The sequence below is a fragment of the Actinosynnema pretiosum genome (assembly GCF_024171695.1).
Lineage (GTDB): Bacteria > Actinomycetota > Actinomycetes > Mycobacteriales > Pseudonocardiaceae > Actinosynnema > Actinosynnema pretiosum.
Genome location: NZ_JAMTCF010000007.1, coordinates 157758 through 176713 on the forward strand (window position 1 = coordinate 157758; position 18956 = coordinate 176713).

An 18956-nucleotide genomic window follows, 5' to 3' on the forward strand; every position below is an offset into this window, starting at 1 on the left:
TGAACCACCGATCAGGCCTGCGGCGGGGGCGGCTGCCCGCCCTCGGCGGGCTGCTGGTTCCCCGCCTGCTGGTCCTGCGCCTGCCCGGTCGACACCTGCCCGGTCGCCCCCTGCTCGTCGTCCTGCGCCCGAGGCAGGTCCACGGGCTCGCGCAGCGCCGTCGTGTAGCTGTAGAAGAACCCGATCAGGTAGGTCGCCGCGTCACCGGGGTTGTCGAAGGCCGTGTAGAACTGCCGCCGCCCCCGGTAGTCCCAGTACACGACGAAGTCGTCGTCCTGCCGCACCAGGTTGATCGCGCCGTCGGCGTGCTCGCCCAGCGAGTACGCCATCGGGTTCAGGCCCAGGTGCTCGGCGATGCCCCGCGCCGCGTCCAGCGCCGTCTCGACCTCCTCGGCCACCCCCGGTTCGAGGTCCGCGAGGTCGTGGCTGCCCTGCCGGTTCATCGCGTACGACAGCGCGCGCGCCCGCGACACCGACGACACCCGCTCCGGCAGCAGGTAGCGCCGCGACCTGATGTGCGCGAGCAGCCCCGGCTCGGGGGGCAGGTCGTGGTGCTCCAGGTAGTAGGCGATCATCCCCGCCCACACCCACCGGCCGTCGGTCAGGAACACCGCGGGCACCGTCTCGGGGTGCGCCGGGTCCATGCGGTCGACCTCCAGGCCCCGACCGGTCAGGACCGCGACCGCGTTGTTCAGGTAGTCCAGCACCAGCTGCCGCTCGTCCGGGTGAAGCCGGGGGCGGTGGGAGCCGACCCGGTAGCCCGTCTCGCCGTCGCCGGAGAAGTGCTCGAAGACCCTGGCCGGGATCATCGCCGGGACCGGGGGCTCCTGCTGCGGGAGCACGCCCCGGTCCGGGGTGACCTCCAGGTCCAGCCCGTCCGAGTTGGCCCGCACGACCCACTCCGGCGCGTCCTGGAGCGCTCTCGGGAAGCGCAGCAGGTCGTGCTTGACCAGCGGGTTGGGGTGCTCGTCCGGGTAGCGGAAGTTGAACGTCCGCCAGCGCGGCTCGCTCTGCCAGTCGTACGAGGCGACGACCTCGCCGTCGGGTGCGAAGGTCAGGTCCGCCTTGTACCAGGCGCCCCGCGACGACCGGTACATCCGGGAGCGCAGCCGGTCGAACCACTGGCCCACCATCAGCGGCGGGTACCAGTGGACGACCTCCTCGTCCCCGTCCAGCAGGGCGGTCGCGGTCAGCAGCTGCCAGCCGCTCAGCGCCTCCACCTCGATCCGCGCCGAGAGCCAGCCCTCCGGCGCGTGCTCGGCGATCAGCGCCTTGAGCGCGGCCAGGTGCTCCTCGGTTCCCTCCTCGGGGGCGGGCTCGGGGAACTCCGACGCCCGGTAGAGGAACGGCGCGGGGGAGGCGTCGGTGCCGGGGAGGTAGGAGGCGCGGTACTGGAACAGGCTCTCCACGACGTCGAGCGAGGGCGTCATGACGGCGTGCGGTGCGGGGACCCCGCCCTCCGGCACCCGCCAGCCCGACGTCGTCACCAGGACCTTGCCGCCCTCGACGAGCTTCTCGAACGTCGCGGTCCTGCCCTCCACGGTCACGCAGGGCCACGCGGTCAGCACCGCCTCGTACGAGTTCGGCGGCTGCCCGACCGTGCCGTCCGCGAAGGTGAGCCTGCCGCCGAAGGGACTCCACTCCCAGGACTCCACCGCGCGCAGCTCGTCGTTGGCGACCGCGCAGCGGACCGGGTCAGCGGACTCGGGGAAGATCGCTCTCACTTCTGCGCTCCGGTGTTGCCGACCCACTCGACCTCGTCGGGGGCGAAGGCTGCGTTGGGGATGTTGTCCTTGAAGGACTTCGAGTGGAGGTAGAGGTACCCGTACTCGTCGAGCCGGTAGGTGAGCAGGATCGGGATCGCGTCCTTCACCAGCGCGCCGGGGACACCGCCGGGGATCAGCAGCTGCCCGCGCTGCCCGGCGGGGAGCGGCGGGCGCCCGAGCTCGTGCCAGGTGGCGTCCACGTGCAGCCCGTTCGGGTGAAAGACCTGGTACAGGTACTCGACCTGGATCCAGCTCCTGCTGTCCTGGACCACTGTCGCAGCGCGCTCGTCGGGCCGCTGGAGCAGCGGGTTCTCCACCCCGAGGGAGAAGGACACGAACGCGCTCCGCTCGACCTGGCCGAACATGACGTGGTGGTCGAGGCCGAACTCGTCGCCGCCCGCGCGGAAGCCCTCGGCGAACACCTGCTCGGGCGGGGTGGCCTCGCGCCGGAAGAGCGCGTTCTTCGGGTTCAGGTAGTCCGCGGCTTTCCGCCAGATGATCATGTTCTTCCGCCTGTCCGCGTCGCGGGCCGCTCGGGGTCGGGGTCGAAGCCGGGGTTCTCGACGTGCTCGCCGATCGACCGGCGCGTCACGTTCTTGAAGTCGGGGACGCCGTCCACGAGGGGGACGACCATCCGCATCAGGAAGGACGAGGAGATGTTCCGGGGCGGGACGCCGCCGGGCACGGTGATCTCGCTCTCCTGGTGCGCGGAGTCGCCCGACATGCCGCCCACCGGGTTGTCCCGCAGCGTGGCGTCGGCGTCGATCCCCGCCGGGACGTGGAAGGCGTGCACCCACCCCTCGACCGTCGCGGTGCCGTCCCCGTTGTCGAACACCTCGTACGGGGTGCGGGCGCCGCCCGGATCGTGCTGCGCGCCGGTGCGGGAGAAGATGTCCTTCAGGTCCCGGCAGGCCGACACGAACCCGCTGCTGGTGGTGTTCCCGGAGATGTGCGACTCCACGTTGAAGTGGTAGTCGGCGGGGTCGCCGATCGGCGTGAAGCCCTCGGCCGCCACCTGCTCCGGACCTCGGGAGTCCATCCGGTAGTAGGCGTTCTTCTTGAGGTGCCACTCGTCCCCGTACGAGTGCCAGACCAGCTGCTTGAGGTCGCCACTGCTCCCCAGGACCAGGTCGTGGACCTCCTGGCCGGTGAGGTCGAGGTCGTTCCTGGTGATCTCCTCGGGAGCCGACCTGGTCAGCCGGTACTCCTCCGGGATGGGCTCGCCGGGCTTGAAGTCGTACTCCTCGTACCTCGGACGGCCGCGCTCCTCCAGGTACCTGTTCAGGTCGTTCAGGAAGTCCGGGGTGATGCCGTGCTCGGGCACGTCGGGCAGGTGGACGAAGCGCCCGTCGTCGCCGACGTAGCTCATCCGGGTCAGCTCTTGGGCCTCCTCCGGGGTCAGCGCGTACCCGCCCTCCGCGCGGTAGGTCCGCAGCGCCTCCTCGCGCAGCAGCACCTCGGCCTCGCGCCGCCTGCGCTCGTCCTGCGGCAGCGCCCGCAGCTCCTCGTCGGACAGGCCGTCGGGCCAGCCGTCCGGGGGGATCGTCTGCTTCCTCGGGTCGACCCACTCCAGCCCGGACGGGGTCTTCACGGCGTCCCGGAACGCCGCTTCCTGGTCGAGCTGCTCGTGGAAGGCGGCCAGGAAGTCCTCGAGCAGCTGGTCGGCGGACTTCCACTCGTCGGGCCCGAGGTCGTGGGCGGGCTGCTCGGGCAGGGGGGACCCGGAGTCCTCCGGCCGGTGGTCGGGGGTCCGGTCGGGGGCCGGGGCGTGGTCGCGCCCGACGGGGGTGGTGGGGTCGGCGAGCCCGTCGACCAGCCGGTCGGCGATGCCGCGTGGTGCTGCGGGTGGCGTGGGCTCGACGGGCTTCGCGGCGGTTTCCGGCTCGGCCGACCGCTCGGGTTTCGGCTGCTCCGGCGCGACCTGCTCCGGCGCGCTCTGCGCGTGCACGTCCTGCGGGGACGGCTGGTGGGGCCGGGGCAGGTCCGCGAGCGCCTGCTGCGGGCGCCCGGTGGTCTGCTCGACCTCGGGGGCGGGCAGGTCGGCGGTCTGCTGCGGACGTGCCGGAGTCTCCGCGCGGGGAGCGCCCGGCTGCTGCGCGTCCGGGGACGTGGGTCGGTGCGCGGGCGGGCGCTCGCCCTGCGGCTGACCACCCACCGGAGGGGGCGGGGACGCAGGCCGCTGGCTGCGGTTGTCGACCGGGGGCGCGGACGGCGCGACCTGGCCGCCCTGCTGGAAGCCGGAGGGCGGGGTCTGGGGGTGCCGCTGCTGCGGGGTGGGGCCTGGCTGGGCCTGGCCTGGCTGCGGTGAACCTGGCTGAGCGGCGCCTGGCTGGGCAAGGGCTGGCTGCGGTGAACTCGGCCGAGCGGCGTCCGGCTGGGCAGGGGTTGGCTGCGGCGAACCCTGCCGAACGGCGTCTGGCTGGGCGGGGCCGGTCTGCGGAGTGGTCGGCCGTGCGAAACCTGGCTGTGGTGAGCCGGGCTGCGCGAAACCGGGCCGCCCAGGGGCGGGGTTCGGGCTGAACTGCTGCGGCCCCGGCCTACCCGCGCCCGGAGGCGTGGAACCCGCCTGCGGCGGCGGGCCCTGCCGGTAGCCCGGCTGCGCGGGGCCGGTTTGCGCGGGGCGGGCCTGCGGTAGGCCGGGCTGCGCGGGGCCGGGCTGGGGGAGGCCGGGCTGGGGGAGGCCGGGCTGCGCGGGCCTCGGCTGGGCGAAGCCCTGCGGCTGGCCCCCCGGCTGACCGCCGGTTCGATGGCTGCCCAAGGGCTGGCTGCCCACGGGCTGTCCGCCTACGGGCTGTCCACCCACGGGCTGTCCGCCTGCGGTCTGGCTGCCCATGGGCTGTCCGCCCACGGGCTGGCCGATTCCGGGCTGGCCGCCCGCAGGCCGATGACCCGGCTGCTGCTGGTAGCCCTGAGGGATGCCTGCCTGTTGCCGGTGGCCCTGCGGGATGCCCTGCTGCTGCGACTGGGCGCCCGGTCGGCCCGGACCGGGCTGCTGGTGCTGGCCGCCGAGCGGCTGGTGGGGGTGACCGCCCTGCTGGGGCGGCGCGCCGAAGTGGTTCTGCCCGAGCGGCTGCCTCGCCGCGGGCTGCCCGAACTGCGGCGCGCCGGGGTTGCCGTTCGGCGTGCGCCGGGAGTTGTCGCCGTTGCCGAAGGGCGCGGGGGCCTGCTGCCTGCCGGGGCCCTGGGCCTGGCCGTGGGGGTGCTGCGGGCCGCCCGGCCAACCGGGGTGTCCGGCGGTCTGGCCGGGCGGGACCGGCGTCGACGGGTGGACCGTGGGCGGCTGGGGTTGCGGGGCGGCCCAGGGCTGCTGGCCGGTGAGGCCCTGCTGCTGGCGCTGCTGCGCGGCCTCCGGGGTCCAGCCCCGGAAGGGGGAGTTCGCGTGCGGGTCGACCTCGGGCTGGCGGGTGAACACCTGCTTGACCCAGCCGAGCGCGCCCTTGCCCGACCTGGTCTGGTGCGGGTTGCCCGCCTGACCGCCGTGCTGGTCGTGCGCGGGACCGGCCCAGCGCGGCGGCTGGTCGGGCGAGGCGCGGTGCCAGGCCCTCGGCGCCTTGCCCGGTGTGGTGTCGCCCCAGTTCGCGGCGTGGCCCGGCGGGGTGGTCGAGTTGTGGTCGGTGCTGGTGCCGTCCGGTCGGTGGGTGATCCACGAGCCGTTGGGCGGCCAGCCGGGAGCGCCGTCCGGGCGGTCGGGGGAGGGCTCCTTCGACGAGGCGAACACGTTGCCCGCCTCGTCCACCCAGGCGTACTTCGACGGGGCGATGACCTCCACGCCCAGCTCGCGCGAGAGCCGCGCGGCGAAGCCGCCGGGGTCCGTGCCGGTGTTGCAGGAGATGAGCCGGATCGGCTTCCGGCCGTCCCAGTCGCCGGTGGACCGGATGATGTCCGCGAGCTGCTCGGGCGACAGGCGGTTGCCGTCCACCGACGCGCTGGTCCCGGTGCCGTGGACGTCGACGGTGTAGGTGCTCGGGTCCTCGGGGACCCGGTCCGCCGAGCGGTGCACGGCCGGGTGGAGCTTGTCCTGGTGCAGCGAGAGGCCCGACCTGGTCAGGGCCGCGCGCGGCTGGAGGTGCGCCAGCTCCGGGGGCAGCGAGAACCGCTTGCGCATCCGCGACACCTGCTCCTGCTCGGTGCGCGGGCGCGGGGACTCGCTCGCCGGGTCGCGGTGCGGGGTGGCCGGGGCGTCCCGGTGGGGAGCCGGGCCGTCCACCCGCTGGGCGGGGGCGTCGGCGCGCTGGGCCGCCGGGGCGTCCTGGTGGCGCGCCGGGGCGGTCGGCCGCTGCTGCGGGACGTCCGGGGGCGGGCCGTCCGAGCGTCGCGCGGGCGCCTGCCCGCGCTGGTCCGGTGCGGGGCGCTCGGTCCGGTGCGGCCGGGACGGGTCGCCCTGGGGCCTGCCGGGGTGGCCCTGCTGCGGGGGCGGGCCGGTCGGCCGGGGGTGCTGCCCGCCGAGCGGGGCCTGCGGTGACGCGGGCCTGCTCCGGGGCGGACCCGCCTGGGGGCTCGGCTGGGGGCTCGGCTGCGGGAAGTGCGGTTGCTGCGGCTGGAACGCCTGCTGCTGCGGACGGCCGTCCGGGACCGGCTGGTCCGGTGCGCGGTTCGGGAGGTTCGGCGGGGCCTGCTGCGGTGACCAGCCGCCCTGGAACTGCGGGGTCGTCGTGCCGCTCTGCTGGGTGGTCGTGCCCTGCTGGTGGGGTTGCTGGACGGGGGACTGGTGGGCGGGCGCGTGCTGGGTGGGTGACTGCGGGGCGGGCGGCTGGTGCGGCTGCTGGGGGCCGGGCGCGGGTGCGCTCGGGGTGGGCTGGCCGGGGTGGGACTGGGGTGGGGTGTGCGGCTGCGCCTGTGGCTGGGACTGGGGGTGTGGTTGGGCCGACTGCGGTTGGGGCGCCTGCGGCTGGGACTGCGGCGCCTGCTGCGGCGCGGGGGAGTGCGGTTGCTGCTGCGCCGGGTGCGACTGGGGCGCGGTGGACTGCGGCTGGTGCTGCGAGCCCTGCGAGGTCGACTGCGGCGTGGGGCTGGACGGCTGGTGCGGAGCGGACTGCGGCGCGTGCGGCGGGGTGGGAGCTGTGCTCCTGGGGGTCGGCTGCTGCGCCTGCGTGCCGCTGCCCTGCGTGGACGCGGGCGCCTGGGCGGGAGCGGACTGCGCGGGAGCGGACTGGGGGAACTGCTGCGGCGCGAACTGCTGGGGCGCGGCCTGCTGCGGTCCCCTCTGCGCGGGCTCCTGGAACGACTGCGGGGCGTGCGCGGGCTCCGCCGGGGTCGTCGTCGCGTACGACGCCGACGTCGCGTCCTGCGCGCGCCTGGGTGCCTGCGGCTCCGCAGGGCCAGCCTGCTGCGGACCGCCGCCCTCGTGCGGCAGGCTCCCCGTCGGGACCGGCGCCGACCGCGCGTCCAGGTCCAGCCTGGTCGACGGCGCGTCGGCAGAGCCGCCGCCCAGGTCGAGGGACCCACCCGGATCGAGCGCCGAACCGCCGTGCGAGGCGCCGTCGAAGTGGTTCTTCGCGCCCCCGACCAAGCCGCCGACGCCGCCGCCCACCGCGCTCTGCAGCAGGTCGTCGAACTTCAGGTCCTCGCCGGTGACGGCCGCCTCCACGACCGTCGAGGCCACGCCGGTGACCGCCTCCTCGGCGGCGTCCTTCAGCGCGTTCTTCGCCAGGCCCTCGAGCCCGTTGCCGAGCAGCTTGTCGCCGCCCGCGCCGATCAGCGCGCCGGTGCCGCCGGAGATGGCGCCGGACAGGGCCGCGTCGCCGACCAGCTTGCCGTCGATGCCCTGGCGGTCGCCCTTCGCGATCTGGATCGCCTGCACCGCCAGGTCCGTGCCGACCGACGTGGCGACCTCGGTCACCACGGACCGCACCACCGCGCCGACCAGGCTCCGCCCCAGGCGCTGCACCAGCGACTGGACCAGCTGGCGGACGATCGTCTGGATCGTCACCCTGGTGGCGATCTGCGCGGGCACGATGCCCGCCGTGGACGCGCCCGCCGTGAACACCGCCGACGCCAGCATCGCCAGCAGTTCGGCCAGGAAGATCCCCAGCGCGATCAGGATCGACAGCTTCGCGTACTCGATCTGGAGCGCGCAGTTGCGGCACTCCGCGCCGAGCCCCCGCGACTGCTCCTCCAGCGCCTTCAGCGCCGCCTGGTCGCCGTCCGCGTACTGGGCCCAGAACCGCCGGACCGCGTCCGCCGACTCGCCGTCCATGTTGGACAGCGCCTCGGCCACCGCCGCGTCGGCGTCGCGGAGCACCGCGTCGACGTCCTCCGCCGCCCGGTCCCACGCCGTGCCGAGCCTGCGCAGCGCGGTCTCGTCGCCCTCCGGCCACTCGCCCGCCGCGAGCCACGCGACCTTCTCCAGCCAACCGGGGATCTCGATTCCCACGTCAGCCGTCCGCCCGGCCGAGGCGCGCCCGGATCTCGTCGTCGAGCCCGCGCACCGACTCGGCCTGCTCGGTCAGGCCCCTGGCGATGGAGGCGATCGCCTCGGCGGCCTTCCGCATCGCGTCCACGGCCTTGTCCGCGCTCGGCTGGTAGTTCTTGGCGAACTGCTGCCCTGACTCGTCACCGCCCCAGCAGGCGCCCTCGGCTCCCAGCGCCGAGGTGAGCGCGGCGATCCGCTCGCCCAGGTCCGCACCCGCGTTGTCGATCTTCTTGGCGGCGGCGACGACGCCCTCCGCCCTGATCTCCATCGACCCGCCGGTCACCAGCTGTCACCCCTGTTCATGATCGAGTTCCCGCCGAAGTCCTCGTCGTCGTCCGACGGGGCGGGCCTGCGCGGGGCGGGCTTGCCGGGGCGCTGCGGGGGTGCGCCGTGCGGCGGCTGGGGGTGCGGGGGCTGCGCCGAGGGGGGCTCGGGCGCCGAGCTGGGGCGCAGCACCGGGCCGTCGAAGTCGTCGCCCGGCGGCGGGGGCGGCGGGGTCTCGTCGCGCGGCTCGACCCTCAGCATGTCCCGCAGCGACGGCGCGCCGGGCAGGATGTCCGGCAGGTCGATCCTCGGCTCGCCGTCCTCGGCCAGCGGGGCCATCGCGCCGCTCACCTGGTCGCGCACCGAACCGGCGGCCTGCCGGACCACCGCCGTGATGGTCCTGGCCAGCTGCTCCGGGGTGGACCGCTCGAACGCGCGGGGCCCGAGCTCCAGCCGGTCCAGCACGCCCGTGGAGTCGACCACGGCGGTGACCGAGCCGTCCGGCGACGACGCGCGGCCGGACAGGGCGGCGACGGCGGCCTGCACGTCCTTGAGCGCCTCGGTGCGCTGCCTCACCTCGCGCATGACGCTGTCGAGCGTGTCGCGCAGCTGGGCGTTCCGGGCGGCGAGGGCGTCGTTGTCGTCCCAGTCGGGCATGTGGCGTCCGGGCCTTCCGGTGACGGTGGGTGAGGGAAAAGCGCATCGGAATCTAATGCTCCCGCCCATCCCTGTACGGGGATTCGGCGCATTGGAGCCGAGATCACCGGAGGGGCGGGGCGCACCGTCCGGAGTGGCCGTTCGACCCGGTTCCGGCGCCGTCCCCGCAGGCGCGCCCGCTGGTGTCCGGAGGGGACGCCCGCGGCGGCCCGCCGACCCGTCGCGCCCGCGCGTCCGGGTGGCTCTGCGCCCGGCCGCGCGCACCCGGACCCCGGCCGTGCGACGGCCCCGCCGCGCGGTCCGGTGAAAGCCGCGCCGCCTGCGGCCACGCGGCGCTCACCGGCGCCGGGAAAACTGCCGTGCGGATCTCCGGAACCGGTGGTTGAATCGACCGCACGGGTGAACGAGAGCGGGTTCCACCCCCGGGGCGGGGCCGTTTTGACCGGTGCTGACCGTGCGGAGTATCTTTGGTACTCGTGCCCGACCCATGTCGGGTCGCGCCGCGTGCCCACGCGCCAGTTGTTCTGGAGGGCGGGTCGCGGTGACCTCCACACGCAGGGGTGTCCTGGGACGTCGCCTGCGGACCTGTGGTGAGGCGGTTCAACCCCCGCTCGGCCATGCCGGTGGGGTGCGACACGCCCGACCTCGGGTGCAGAGAGGGACCAGGTAACAGCGCTCGCCGTCCCGACGGCGGGCACGTGAACGGAAGAAGCAGCCAGGCGTATGCCAACGATCCAGCAGCTGGTCCGCAAGGGCCGGCAGGACAAGGTCGCCAAGCAGAAGACGGCGGCCCTCAAGGGCAGCCCGCAGCGGCGCGGTGTGTGCACCCGCGTCTACACGACCACGCCCAAGAAGCCGAACTCGGCTCTGCGCAAGGTCGCCCGTGTTCGCCTGACCAGCGGCATCGAGGTCACCGCGTACATCCCCGGTGAGGGCCACAACCTGCAGGAGCACTCGATGGTGCTCGTGCGCGGCGGTCGTGTGAAGGACCTCCCCGGCGTCCGCTACAAGATCATTCGCGGTTCGCTGGACACCCAGGGCGTCAAGAACCGCAAGCAGGCTCGCAGCCGCTACGGCGCGAAGAAGGAGAAGAGCTGATGCCCCGCAAGGGACCGGCCCCGAAGCGGCCGCTGATCTCCGACCCGGTCTACAGCTCTCCGCTGGTGACCCAGCTCATCAACAAGGTGCTGGTCGACGGCAAGCGCTCCGTGGCCGAGCGGATCGTGTACGGCGCCCTGGAGGGTGCTCGCGAGAAGACCGGCACCGACCCGGTCGTGACGCTGAAGCGCGCGCTCGACAACGTCAAGCCCGCCCTGGAGGTCAAGAGCCGCCGCGTCGGTGGCGCGACCTACCAGGTCCCCATCGAGGTGAAGCCGGGTCGTTCGACCACGCTCGCCCTGCGCTGGCTGATCACCTTCTCCCGGCAGCGCCGTGAGAAGACCATGATCGAGCGCCTGATGAACGAGCTGCTCGACGCGAGCAACGGCCTGGGCGCGAGCGTCAAGCGCCGCGAGGACACCCACAAGATGGCCGAGTCGAACAAGGCCTTCGCCCACTACCGCTGGTGACGTGACGCCCGGCCGGGGTCTTCCCCCGGCCGGGCTCCTCCCGGCCCTAGTGAGCCTGCTTCCAGCTAGCTCAAGACAGGGGAAACACCCGTGGCACAGGACGTGCTCACTGATCTGGCCAAGGTCCGGAACATCGGCATCATGGCCCACATCGACGCGGGCAAGACCACGACGACCGAGCGGATCCTGTTCTACACCGGGATCAGCTACAAGATCGGCGAGGTCCACGACGGCGCGGCCGTGATGGACTGGATGGAGCAGGAGCAGGAGCGCGGCATCACGATCACGTCGGCCGCGACGACCTGCTTCTGGAAGGACCACCAGATCAACCTGATCGACACGCCGGGCCACGTCGACTTCACGGTCGAGGTGGAGCGCAACCTCCGCGTGCTCGACGGCGCCGTCGCGGTGTTCGACGGCAAGGAGGGCGTCGAGCCCCAGTCCGAGCAGGTGTGGCGGCAGGCCTCGAAGTACGACGTTCCCCGCATCTGCTTCGTCAACAAGATGGACAAGCTGGGCGCGGACTTCTACTTCACCATCAGGACGATCAAGGAGCGCCTGGGCGCCAAGCCCCTGCCGCTCCAGCTGCCGATCGGCTCCGAGAGCGACTTCATCGGCGTCGTCGACCTGATCAACATGCGCGCCCTCACCTGGCGCGGCGAGGTCCAGAAGGGCGAGGACTACGCCGTCGAGGAGATCCCCGCGGATCTGCTGGAGCGCGCGCAGGAGTACCGCGAGCAGCTGGTCGAGGCCGTGGCCGAGACCGACGACGCCCTGATGGAGCTGTACCTCGGGGGCGAGGAGCTGTCCGTCGAGCAGATCAAGACGGGCATCCGCCAGATCGTCAAGGACGGCTCGGCCTACCCGGTGCTGTGCGGCTCGGCGTTCAAGAACAAGGGCGTCCAGCCCATGCTCGACGCCGTGATCGACTACCTGCCGTCGCCGCTCGACCTCCCGCCGGTCGAGGGCACGCTGCAGGACGGCGAGACCGTGGTCACGCGCAAGCCCGCCAAGGACGAGCCGTTCGCCGCGCTGGCGTTCAAGATCGCCGCGCACCCCTTCTTCGGCAAGCTGACCTACATCCGGGTGTACTCGGGTCAGGTCGCCTCCGGGTCCCAGGTCATCAACTCGACCAAGGACCGCAAGGAGCGCATCGGGAAGATCTTCCAGATGCACGCCAACAAGGAGAACCCGGTCACCGAGGCCATCGCGGGCCACATCTACGCCGTGATCGGTCTCAAGGACACCACGACCGGTGAGACCCTGTCGGACGGTCAGCACCCGATCGTGCTGGAGTCCATGACCTTCCCCGAGCCGGTCATCGAAGTGGCCATCGAGCCCAAGACGAAGGCCGACCAGGAGAAGCTGGGCACCGCGATCCAGAAGCTCGCCGAGGAGGACCCGACCTTCCGGGTCAAGCTCGACGAGGAGACCGGCCAGACCATCATCGCGGGCATGGGCGAGCTCCACCTGGACATCCTGGTGGACCGCATGCGCCGCGAGTTCAAGGTCGAGGCCAACATCGGCAAGCCGCAGGTGGCGTACCGGGAGACGATCCGCCGCAAGGTGGAGAAGTACTCCTACACCCACAAGAAGCAGACCGGTGGCTCCGGCCAGTTCGCCAAGGTCCTCATCGACCTGGAGCCGCTGGAGAAGAAGGAAGACGGCGCGCTCTACGAGTTCGTCAACGCCGTCACCGGTGGCCGCATCCCGAGGGAGTACATCCCCTCGGTCGACGCGGGCGCGCAGGACGCCATGCAGTACGGCGTGCTGGCGGGCTACCCGCTGGTCGGCGTGAAGCTGACGCTGACGGACGGCGCCTACCACGAGGTCGACTCGTCGGAGATGGCGTTCAAGATCGCCGGTTCGATGGCGCTCAAGGAAGCGGCTCGCCAGGCGAGCCCCGCGATCCTGGAGCCCCTGATGGCTGTCGAGGTCACCACGCCCGAGGAGTACATGGGCGACGTGATCGGCGACCTCAACTCCCGCCGCGGCCAGATCCAGGCCATGGAGGAGCGCAGCGGAACTCGCGTCGTCAAGGCGCTCGTCCCGCTGTCGGAGATGTTCGGGTACGTCGGTGACCTGCGGTCGAAGACCCAGGGTCGGGCGAACTACTCGATGACGTTCGACTCCTACGCAGAGGTTCCCGCGAACGTCTCGAAGGAGATCATCGCGAAGGCGACGGGCGAGTAACCCAAACCGGAGCACCGCAGCACCACGCGGGCTCTCCGGGGGTTCAGTCCCTGGGGTCCGCAAAACCCTGACGTGATGCCCGGCGGGTCGAACCACACCCGCCGGGTAAAGCAATAGAAGTCCAGGAGGACAATCCAGTGGCGAAGGCGAAGTTCGAGCGGACGAAGCCGCACGTCAACATCGGCACCATCGGTCACATCGACCATGGCAAGACGACGCTGACCGCAGCGATCTCCAAGGTCCTGCACGACAAGTACCCGGACCTGAACCCCTTCACGCCGTTCGACCAGATCGACAAGGCGCCGGAGGAGAAGCAGCGCGGCATCACGATCTCGATCGCCCACATCGAGTACCAGACCGAGAAGCGCCACTACGCGCACGTCGACTGCCCCGGTCACGCCGACTACATCAAGAACATGATCACCGGTGCGGCGCAGATGGACGGCGCCATCCTGGTGGTCGCGGCGACCGACGGCCCGATGCCGCAGACCAAGGAGCACGTGCTCCTGGCCCGCCAGGTCGGTGTGCCCTACATCGTGGTGGCCCTGAACAAGGCCGACATGGTGGACGACGAGGAGATCCTGGAGCTCGTCGAGCTCGAGGTGCGCGAGCTGCTCTCCGAGTACGAGTTCCCCGGTGACGACCTGCCCGTCGTCCGCGTCTCCGCGCTGAAGGCGCTGGAGGGCGACGCCGAGTGGGGCGAGAAGCTCATCGGCCTCATGGACGCCGTGGACGAGAGCATCCCGGAGCCCCCGCGCGACATCGAGCGCCCGTTCCTGATGCCGGTCGAGGACGTCTTCACGATCACCGGTCGTGGCACCGTCGTCACCGGTCGCATCGAGCGCGGCATCATCAAGGTGAACGAAGAGGTCGAGATCGTCGGCATCAAGGACACCTCGCGCAAGACCACGGTGACCTCGATCGAGATGTTCAAGAAGTTCCTCGACGAGGGCCAGGCCGGCGACAACGCCGCGCTGCTGCTCCGCGGCATCAAGCGCGAGGACGTCGAGCGCGGCATGGTGATCGTGAAGCCCGGCACCACGACCCCGCACACCGAGTTCGACGCGCAGGTCTACATCCTGTCGAAGGACGAGGGCGGTCGCCACACGCCGTTCTTCAACAACTACCGCCCGCAGTTCTACTTCCGCACCACCGACGTGACCGGCGTCGTGACCCTCCCCGAGGGCACCGAGATGGTCATGCCGGGCGACAACACCTCGATGGCCGTGAAGCTGATCCAGCCGATCGCCATGGACGAGGGCCTGCGGTTCGCCATCCGCGAGGGTGGCCGCACCGTCGGTGCGGGCTCGGTCACCAAGATCATCAAGTGACCTCGCGCTAACTGAATCACCCCCCGGATTTGGCTTGCGCACGAGAGTGTGCAACTATTGACGGGTTGCTCGTCGGGGCGGCCGGTCCAGAACCATGGACCTGGCCGCCCCGTCACGAGCGGGGTTTGATCATGATCGTGTTGGGCACACAATCCCACAGGTTTCATCAGTGGGACCGGTTTATGGCCGGGAGGGCGACACGCCCGACCGCGTGGACCGGGCACCGTGACACCGCTCGGTGTCAGTCCTGAATAGGGGGCGGAGCGCGCCGGAGGTCCCGTGACCTCGCGAAAGGTGCCCGCACCGCGGCGGTACTAGAAGCAGAGGAACGGCAAGCCACTATGGCGGGACAGAAGATCCGCATCCGGCTCAAGGCCTACGACCACGAGGCGATCGACGCGTCCGCGCGCAAGATCGTCGAGACCGTGACGCGCACCGGCGCTCGGGTCGTCGGGCCTGTGCCGCTGCCCACTGAGAAGAACGTTTACTGCGTCATCCGCTCGCCGCACAAGTACAAGGACTCGCGCGAGCACTTCGAGATGCGCACGCACAAGCGTCTGATCGACATCCTCGACCCGACGCCGAAGACGGTGGACGCGCTCATGCGCATCGACCTGCCGGCGAGCGTCGACGTCAACATCCAGTAAGCGTTGGACGCGGCAGTGTTGATCCCATTTGGGGCGGAGAGTAACGAGACCCATGTCTGACAGGCAGGTTAAGGGCCTCCTGGGCACCAAGCTCGGCATGACTCAGGTCTTCGACGAGAACAACCGGGTCGTCCCGGTGACCGTCGTCAAGGCCGAGCCGAACGTGGTCACCCAGGTTCGGACCCAGGAGAACGACGGCTACTCGGCCGTGCAGCTGGCCTTCGGCGCGATCGACCCGCGCAAGGTCATCAAGCCCGTTGCGGGCCACTTCGCCAAGGCGGGCGTCACGCCCCGCCGCCACCTGGCGGAGCTGCGCACCACGGACGCCTCCGAGTACCAGGTCGGCCAGGAGATCACCGCTGAGGTGTTCGAGGCCGGCGCGGTTGTCGACGTGGTCGGCACCAGCAGGGGCAAGGGCTACGCGGGTGTCATGAAGCGCCACGGCTTCGCCGGTCTCGGCGCCAGCCACGGCACCCAGCGCAAGCACCGCTCGCCCGGTTCGATCGGCGGCTGCGCCACGCCCGGCCGCGTGTTCAAGGGCCTCCGCATGGCGGGCCGCATGGGCCACGCCCGCGTGACGACCCAGAACCTCAAGGTCTTCCGCGTCGACGCCGAGTCCGGCCTGCTGCTCATCAAGGGCGCGGTTCCCGGCCCCAAGGGCGGCACCGTGTTCGTCAAGACCGCTGCGAAGGGCGGTGCCTGATCATGACGACTTCCGTTGAGGTCCGCACCCCGGACGGCAAGACCGACGGCAGCGTCGAGCTGCCCGGCTCCGTCTTCGACGCGCAGGCGAACATCGCCCTGCTGCACCAGGTCGTCGTGGCCCAGCAGGCCGCCGCGCGCCAGGGCACGCACAAGGTGAAGACCCGCGCCGAGGTCTCCGGTGGCGGCAAGAAGCCGTACCGGCAGAAGGGCACCGGCCGCGCCCGTCAGGGCTCGACCCGCGCGCCGCAGTTCGCCGGTGGTGGCGTCGTGCACGGTCCCGTGCCGCGCGACTACTCCCAGCGGACCCCCAAGAAGATGAAGGCCGCCGCCCTGCGTGGCGCCCTCTCCGACCGGGCGCGCGCGAACCAGGTCCACGTGGTGACCGGTTTCGTGGAGGGCGACAAGCCGTCCACCAAGACCGCCCGCAAGGTCCTGGAGTCGGTGAGCACCGCCCGTCGCGTTCTCGTCGTGCTGCTGCGCGACGAGGAGGTGTCGTGGGTGAGCCTGCGCAACCTGACGCACGTGCACGTCATCGCGCCCGACCAGCTCAACACGTACGACGTGCTGGTCAACGACGACGTGGTGTTCAGCAAGAGCGCCCTGGACGTGTTCCTCGCGAGCAAGTCCCAGCAGGGCAAGGGCTCGGCCGAGGCGGTCGCCGGTTCGTCCGAGGTGGCACAGGAGGACGAGAAGTGATCCCCGACCACAGGGACATCCTGCTCGCGCCGGTGATCTCCGAGAAGTCCTACGGGCTTCTGGAGGAGAACAAGTACACCTTCCTGGTGTCCCCCGGTTCGAACAAGACCCAGATCAAGATTGCCGTGGAGAAGGTCTTCGGCGTCAAGGTCGTCAGCGTCAACACGATCAACCGTCAGGGCAAGCGCAAGCGCACCAAGACGGGTTACGGCAAGCGCAAGGACACCAAGCGCGCCATCGTGACGCTGTCCGCCGAGAGCAAGCCGATCGAGATCTTCGGCGGCCCGGCCGCCTGATGACGACGAGGACTGCGTAGAGATGGGCATTCGCAAGTACAAGCCGACGACCCCCGGTCGTCGCGGTGCGAGCGTCTCCGACTTCGCCGAGATCACTCGGTCGACGCCGGAGAAGTCGCTGGTCCGCCCGCTGCACGGCCGTGGTGGCCGCAACGCTTCGGGCAAGATCACGACGCGGCACAAGGGTGGCGGCCACAAGCGGGCCTACCGCCTGATCGACTTCCGCCGCACGGACAAGGACGGCATCCCGGCCAAGGTCGCTCACATCGAGTACGACCCCAACCGCACCGCCCGCATCGCGCTGCTGCACTACGTCGACGGCGAGAAGCGCTACATCATCGCCCCGGCCAAGCTGCACCAGGGCGACGTGATCGAGAACGGCCCCAAGGCCGACATCAAGCCGGGCAACAACCTGCCGCTCCGGAACATCCCGGTCGGTACCGTTGTCCACGCGATCGAGCTGCGCCCCGGTGGCGGCGCCAAGATCGCGCGTTCCGCGGGTGCGAGCGTCCAGCTCGTCGCCAAGGACGGCCCGTACGCCCAGCTGCGGATGCCCTCGGGCGAGATCCGCAACGTGGACGTGCGCTGCCGCGCCACGGTCGGCGAGGTCGGCAACGCGGAGCACCAGAACATCAACTGGGGCAAGGCCGGCCGCATGCGGTGGAAGGGCAAGAAGCCCACCGTCCGCGGTGTCGCCATGAACCCGGTGGACCACCCCCACGGTGGTGGTGAGGGCAAGACCTCCGGTGGTCGCCACCCGGTCAACCCGGCTGGTAAGCCCGAAGGCCGTACCCGCCGCCGCAAGGCAAGCGACAGGCTCATCGTCCGGCGTCGTCGCACCGGTAAGAAGCGCTGAGCAGGGAGGGAGTGAAGGATGCCTCGCAGCCTGAAGAAGGGCCCCTTCGTGGACGACCACCTGCTCAAGAAGGTGGACGTCCTCAACGAGTCGGGTAAGAAGACCGTCATCAAGACCTGGTCCCGCAGGTCGACGATCATCCCCGACATGCTGGGCCACACGATCGCGGTGCACGACGGCCGCAAGCACGTGCCGGTGTTCGTGACGGAGGCGATGGTCGGGCACAAGCTCGGCGAGTTCGCCCCGACCCGCACGTTCAAGGGTCACATCAAGGACGACCGGAAGTCGCGCCGCCGCTAGGCGTCGAACTAGGAAAAGAGCAAGGGGAAGCAGCGATGAACGCCCGTAACGAAGCCGAAGCGCCGGAGTTCCCGCGCGCCGTGGCTCGGGCTCGCTACGTCCGCGACACGCCCATGAAGGTGCGTCGCGTCGTCGAGCTCATCAGGGGTCGTAGCGCCAGCGAGGCCCTGGCCGTGCTCCAGTTCGCGCCGCAGGCGGCATCTGAGCCGGTCCGCAAGGTGCTCGCGAGCGCCGTGGCCAACGCCGAGAACAACCTGTCCCTGGACCCCGACACCCTCTGGGTCTCGAAGGTCTACGTGGACGAGGGCCCGACCCTCAAGCGGTTCCGCCCGCGCGCCCAGGGCCGCGCCTACCGGATCCGCAAGCGGACGAGCCACATCACCGTCGAGGTGGAGAGCCGTCCCAAGAAGACCAGCGCGAAGGGGAGTGCTCGGTAGTGGGTCAGAAAATCAACCCGCACGGCTTCCGGCTGGGGATCACCACCGACTGGAAGTCCCGCTGGTACGCAGACAAGCAGTACGCCGAGTACGTGGCTGAGGATGTCAAGATCCGCAAGCTGCTCTCGCGCGGCATGGAGCGTGCCGGCATCTCCAAGGTGGAGATCGAGCGCACCCGCGACCGGGTCCGCGTCGACATCCACACCGCCCGGCCGGGCATCGTCATCGGCCGTCGCGGCGCGGAGGCCGACCGCATCCGCGGTGAGCTGGAGAAGCTCACCAAGAAGCAGGTGCAGCTGAACATCCTCGAGGTCAAGAACCCCGAGTCGGACGCGCAGCTCGTGGCACAGGGTGTCGCCGAGCAGCTCTCCAACCGCGTCGCCTTCCGCCGCGCGATGCGCAAGGCCATCCAGTCGGCCATGCGCTCCTCGCAGGTGAAGGGCATCCGCGTGCAGTGCGGCGGTCGCCTCGGCGGCGCCGAGATGTCCCGCTCGGAGCACTACCGCGACGGCCGCGTGCCGCTGCACACGCTCCGCGCCGACATCGACTACGGCTTCTTCGAGGCCCGCACCACGTTCGGCCGCATCGGCGTCAAGGTGTGGATCTACAAGGGCGACGTGGTCGGTGGCATCAGCGCCAAGCGCGAGCGCGACGCGGCCCCCTCGGCCGAGCGCGCGCCTCGGCGCGACCGCGGTGACCGCCCGAACCGGGCCCGTCGCTCCGGTGCCAGCGGCACCACCGCGACGAGCACCGAGGCCGGTCGTGCCGCGGCTGACGCACAGGCCAGCGACAAGCCGGCCGCGACCGAAGAGAAGACGGAGGGCTGAG

The 18956-nt window shown here is 71.3% G+C and carries 17 protein-coding genes; 12 read left to right on the forward strand and 5 right to left on the reverse strand.

Annotation, left to right across the window (positions count from 1 at the left end; all coding sequences use genetic code 11):
* Window positions 1-11 precede the first annotated feature (11 nt).
* Genes LV78_RS16195 through LV78_RS16215 form a run of 5 tightly spaced genes read right to left on the reverse strand, consistent with a single transcriptional unit; the run spans window position 12 to window position 9099 of the window.
* Window positions 12-1724 carry a hypothetical protein gene (locus LV78_RS16195; RefSeq protein WP_253846091.1) on the reverse strand — a complete coding sequence of 571 codons (1713 nt, stop codon included), beginning with the start codon at window positions 1722-1724 and terminating at the stop codon, window positions 12-14.
* Window positions 1721-2269 carry a scabin-related ADP-ribosyltransferase gene (locus tag LV78_RS16200; RefSeq protein ID WP_253846092.1) on the reverse strand — a complete coding sequence of 183 codons (549 nt, stop codon included), beginning with the start codon at window positions 2267-2269 and terminating at the stop codon, window positions 1721-1723. The genes LV78_RS16195 and LV78_RS16200 overlap by 4 nt, the downstream gene beginning before the upstream one ends.
* Window positions 2266-8139: a WXG100-like domain-containing protein gene (locus LV78_RS16205; RefSeq protein ID WP_253846093.1), complete on the reverse strand. Its 5874-nt coding sequence runs from the start codon at window positions 8137-8139 to the stop codon at window positions 2266-2268. Before LV78_RS16205 ends, LV78_RS16200 begins: the two co-directional genes overlap by 4 nt.
* Before the next feature lies 1 nt (window position 8140).
* On the reverse strand, window positions 8141-8461 hold the full coding sequence (locus LV78_RS16210) for a WXG100 family type VII secretion target (RefSeq protein WP_253846094.1): 321 nt from the start codon (window positions 8459-8461) through the stop codon (window positions 8141-8143).
* Complete coding sequence (locus LV78_RS16215; RefSeq protein WP_253846095.1) at window positions 8458-9099, reverse strand: YbaB/EbfC family nucleoid-associated protein; 642 nt, start codon at window positions 9097-9099, stop codon at window positions 8458-8460. The genes LV78_RS16210 and LV78_RS16215 overlap by 4 nt, the downstream gene beginning before the upstream one ends.
* A gap of 723 nt (window positions 9100-9822) precedes the next feature.
* Between LV78_RS16215 and rpsL the strand changes: the two genes are divergently transcribed.
* The 12 genes from rpsL (at window position 9823) to rpsC (ending at window position 18955) form a co-directional block, all read left to right on the forward strand.
* A complete protein-coding gene (rpsL, locus tag LV78_RS16220) occupies window positions 9823-10197 on the forward strand; it encodes a 30S ribosomal protein S12 (protein WP_015805295.1) in 375 nt (124 codons plus the stop codon).
* Window positions 10197-10667, forward strand: coding sequence for a 30S ribosomal protein S7 (gene rpsG, locus LV78_RS16225; RefSeq protein ID WP_253846096.1), 471 nt, complete (start codon window positions 10197-10199; stop codon window positions 10665-10667). The genes rpsL and rpsG overlap by 1 nt, the downstream gene beginning before the upstream one ends.
* 90 nt (window positions 10668-10757) lie before the next feature.
* Window positions 10758-12860 carry an elongation factor G gene (gene fusA / locus LV78_RS16230; protein WP_253846097.1) on the forward strand — a complete coding sequence of 701 codons (2103 nt, stop codon included), beginning with the start codon at window positions 10758-10760 and terminating at the stop codon, window positions 12858-12860.
* A gap of 137 nt (window positions 12861-12997) precedes the next feature.
* The gene (tuf, locus tag LV78_RS16235; RefSeq protein WP_253846098.1) at window positions 12998-14191 is read left to right on the forward strand and encodes an elongation factor Tu; all 1194 of its coding nucleotides are present in this window, start codon (window positions 12998-13000) and stop codon (window positions 14189-14191) included.
* Window positions 14192-14532: 341 nt separating this feature from the next.
* The gene (gene rpsJ / locus LV78_RS16240) at window positions 14533-14838 is read left to right on the forward strand and encodes a 30S ribosomal protein S10 (RefSeq protein WP_003938093.1); all 306 of its coding nucleotides are present in this window, start codon (window positions 14533-14535) and stop codon (window positions 14836-14838) included.
* A 52-nt stretch (window positions 14839-14890) separates the two neighbouring features.
* Window positions 14891-15541, forward strand: coding sequence for a 50S ribosomal protein L3 (rplC, locus tag LV78_RS16245; RefSeq protein WP_015805291.1), 651 nt, complete (start codon window positions 14891-14893; stop codon window positions 15539-15541).
* A 2-nt stretch (window positions 15542-15543) separates the two neighbouring features.
* The gene (gene rplD / locus LV78_RS16250; RefSeq protein WP_253846099.1) at window positions 15544-16239 is read left to right on the forward strand and encodes a 50S ribosomal protein L4; all 696 of its coding nucleotides are present in this window, start codon (window positions 15544-15546) and stop codon (window positions 16237-16239) included.
* Window positions 16236-16535, forward strand: a complete 300-nt coding sequence (gene rplW / locus LV78_RS16255) for a 50S ribosomal protein L23 (RefSeq protein ID WP_015805289.1) — start codon at window positions 16236-16238, stop codon at window positions 16533-16535. The genes rplD and rplW overlap by 4 nt, the downstream gene beginning before the upstream one ends.
* 22 nt (window positions 16536-16557) lie before the next feature.
* Entirely contained in the window at window positions 16558-17391 is an 834-nt protein-coding gene (gene rplB, locus LV78_RS16260) for a 50S ribosomal protein L2 (protein ID WP_253846100.1), read from the forward strand.
* Between the two features lie 18 nt (window positions 17392-17409).
* The gene (rpsS, locus tag LV78_RS16265; RefSeq protein ID WP_015105260.1) at window positions 17410-17691 is read left to right on the forward strand and encodes a 30S ribosomal protein S19; all 282 of its coding nucleotides are present in this window, start codon (window positions 17410-17412) and stop codon (window positions 17689-17691) included.
* Between the two features lie 35 nt (window positions 17692-17726).
* Window positions 17727-18128 carry a 50S ribosomal protein L22 gene (rplV, locus tag LV78_RS16270; protein ID WP_096497127.1) on the forward strand — a complete coding sequence of 134 codons (402 nt, stop codon included), beginning with the start codon at window positions 17727-17729 and terminating at the stop codon, window positions 18126-18128.
* Complete coding sequence (gene rpsC, locus LV78_RS16275) at window positions 18128-18955, forward strand: 30S ribosomal protein S3 (RefSeq protein WP_015805286.1); 828 nt, start codon at window positions 18128-18130, stop codon at window positions 18953-18955. The genes rplV and rpsC overlap by 1 nt, the downstream gene beginning before the upstream one ends.
* Window position 18956 lies beyond the last annotated feature (1 nt).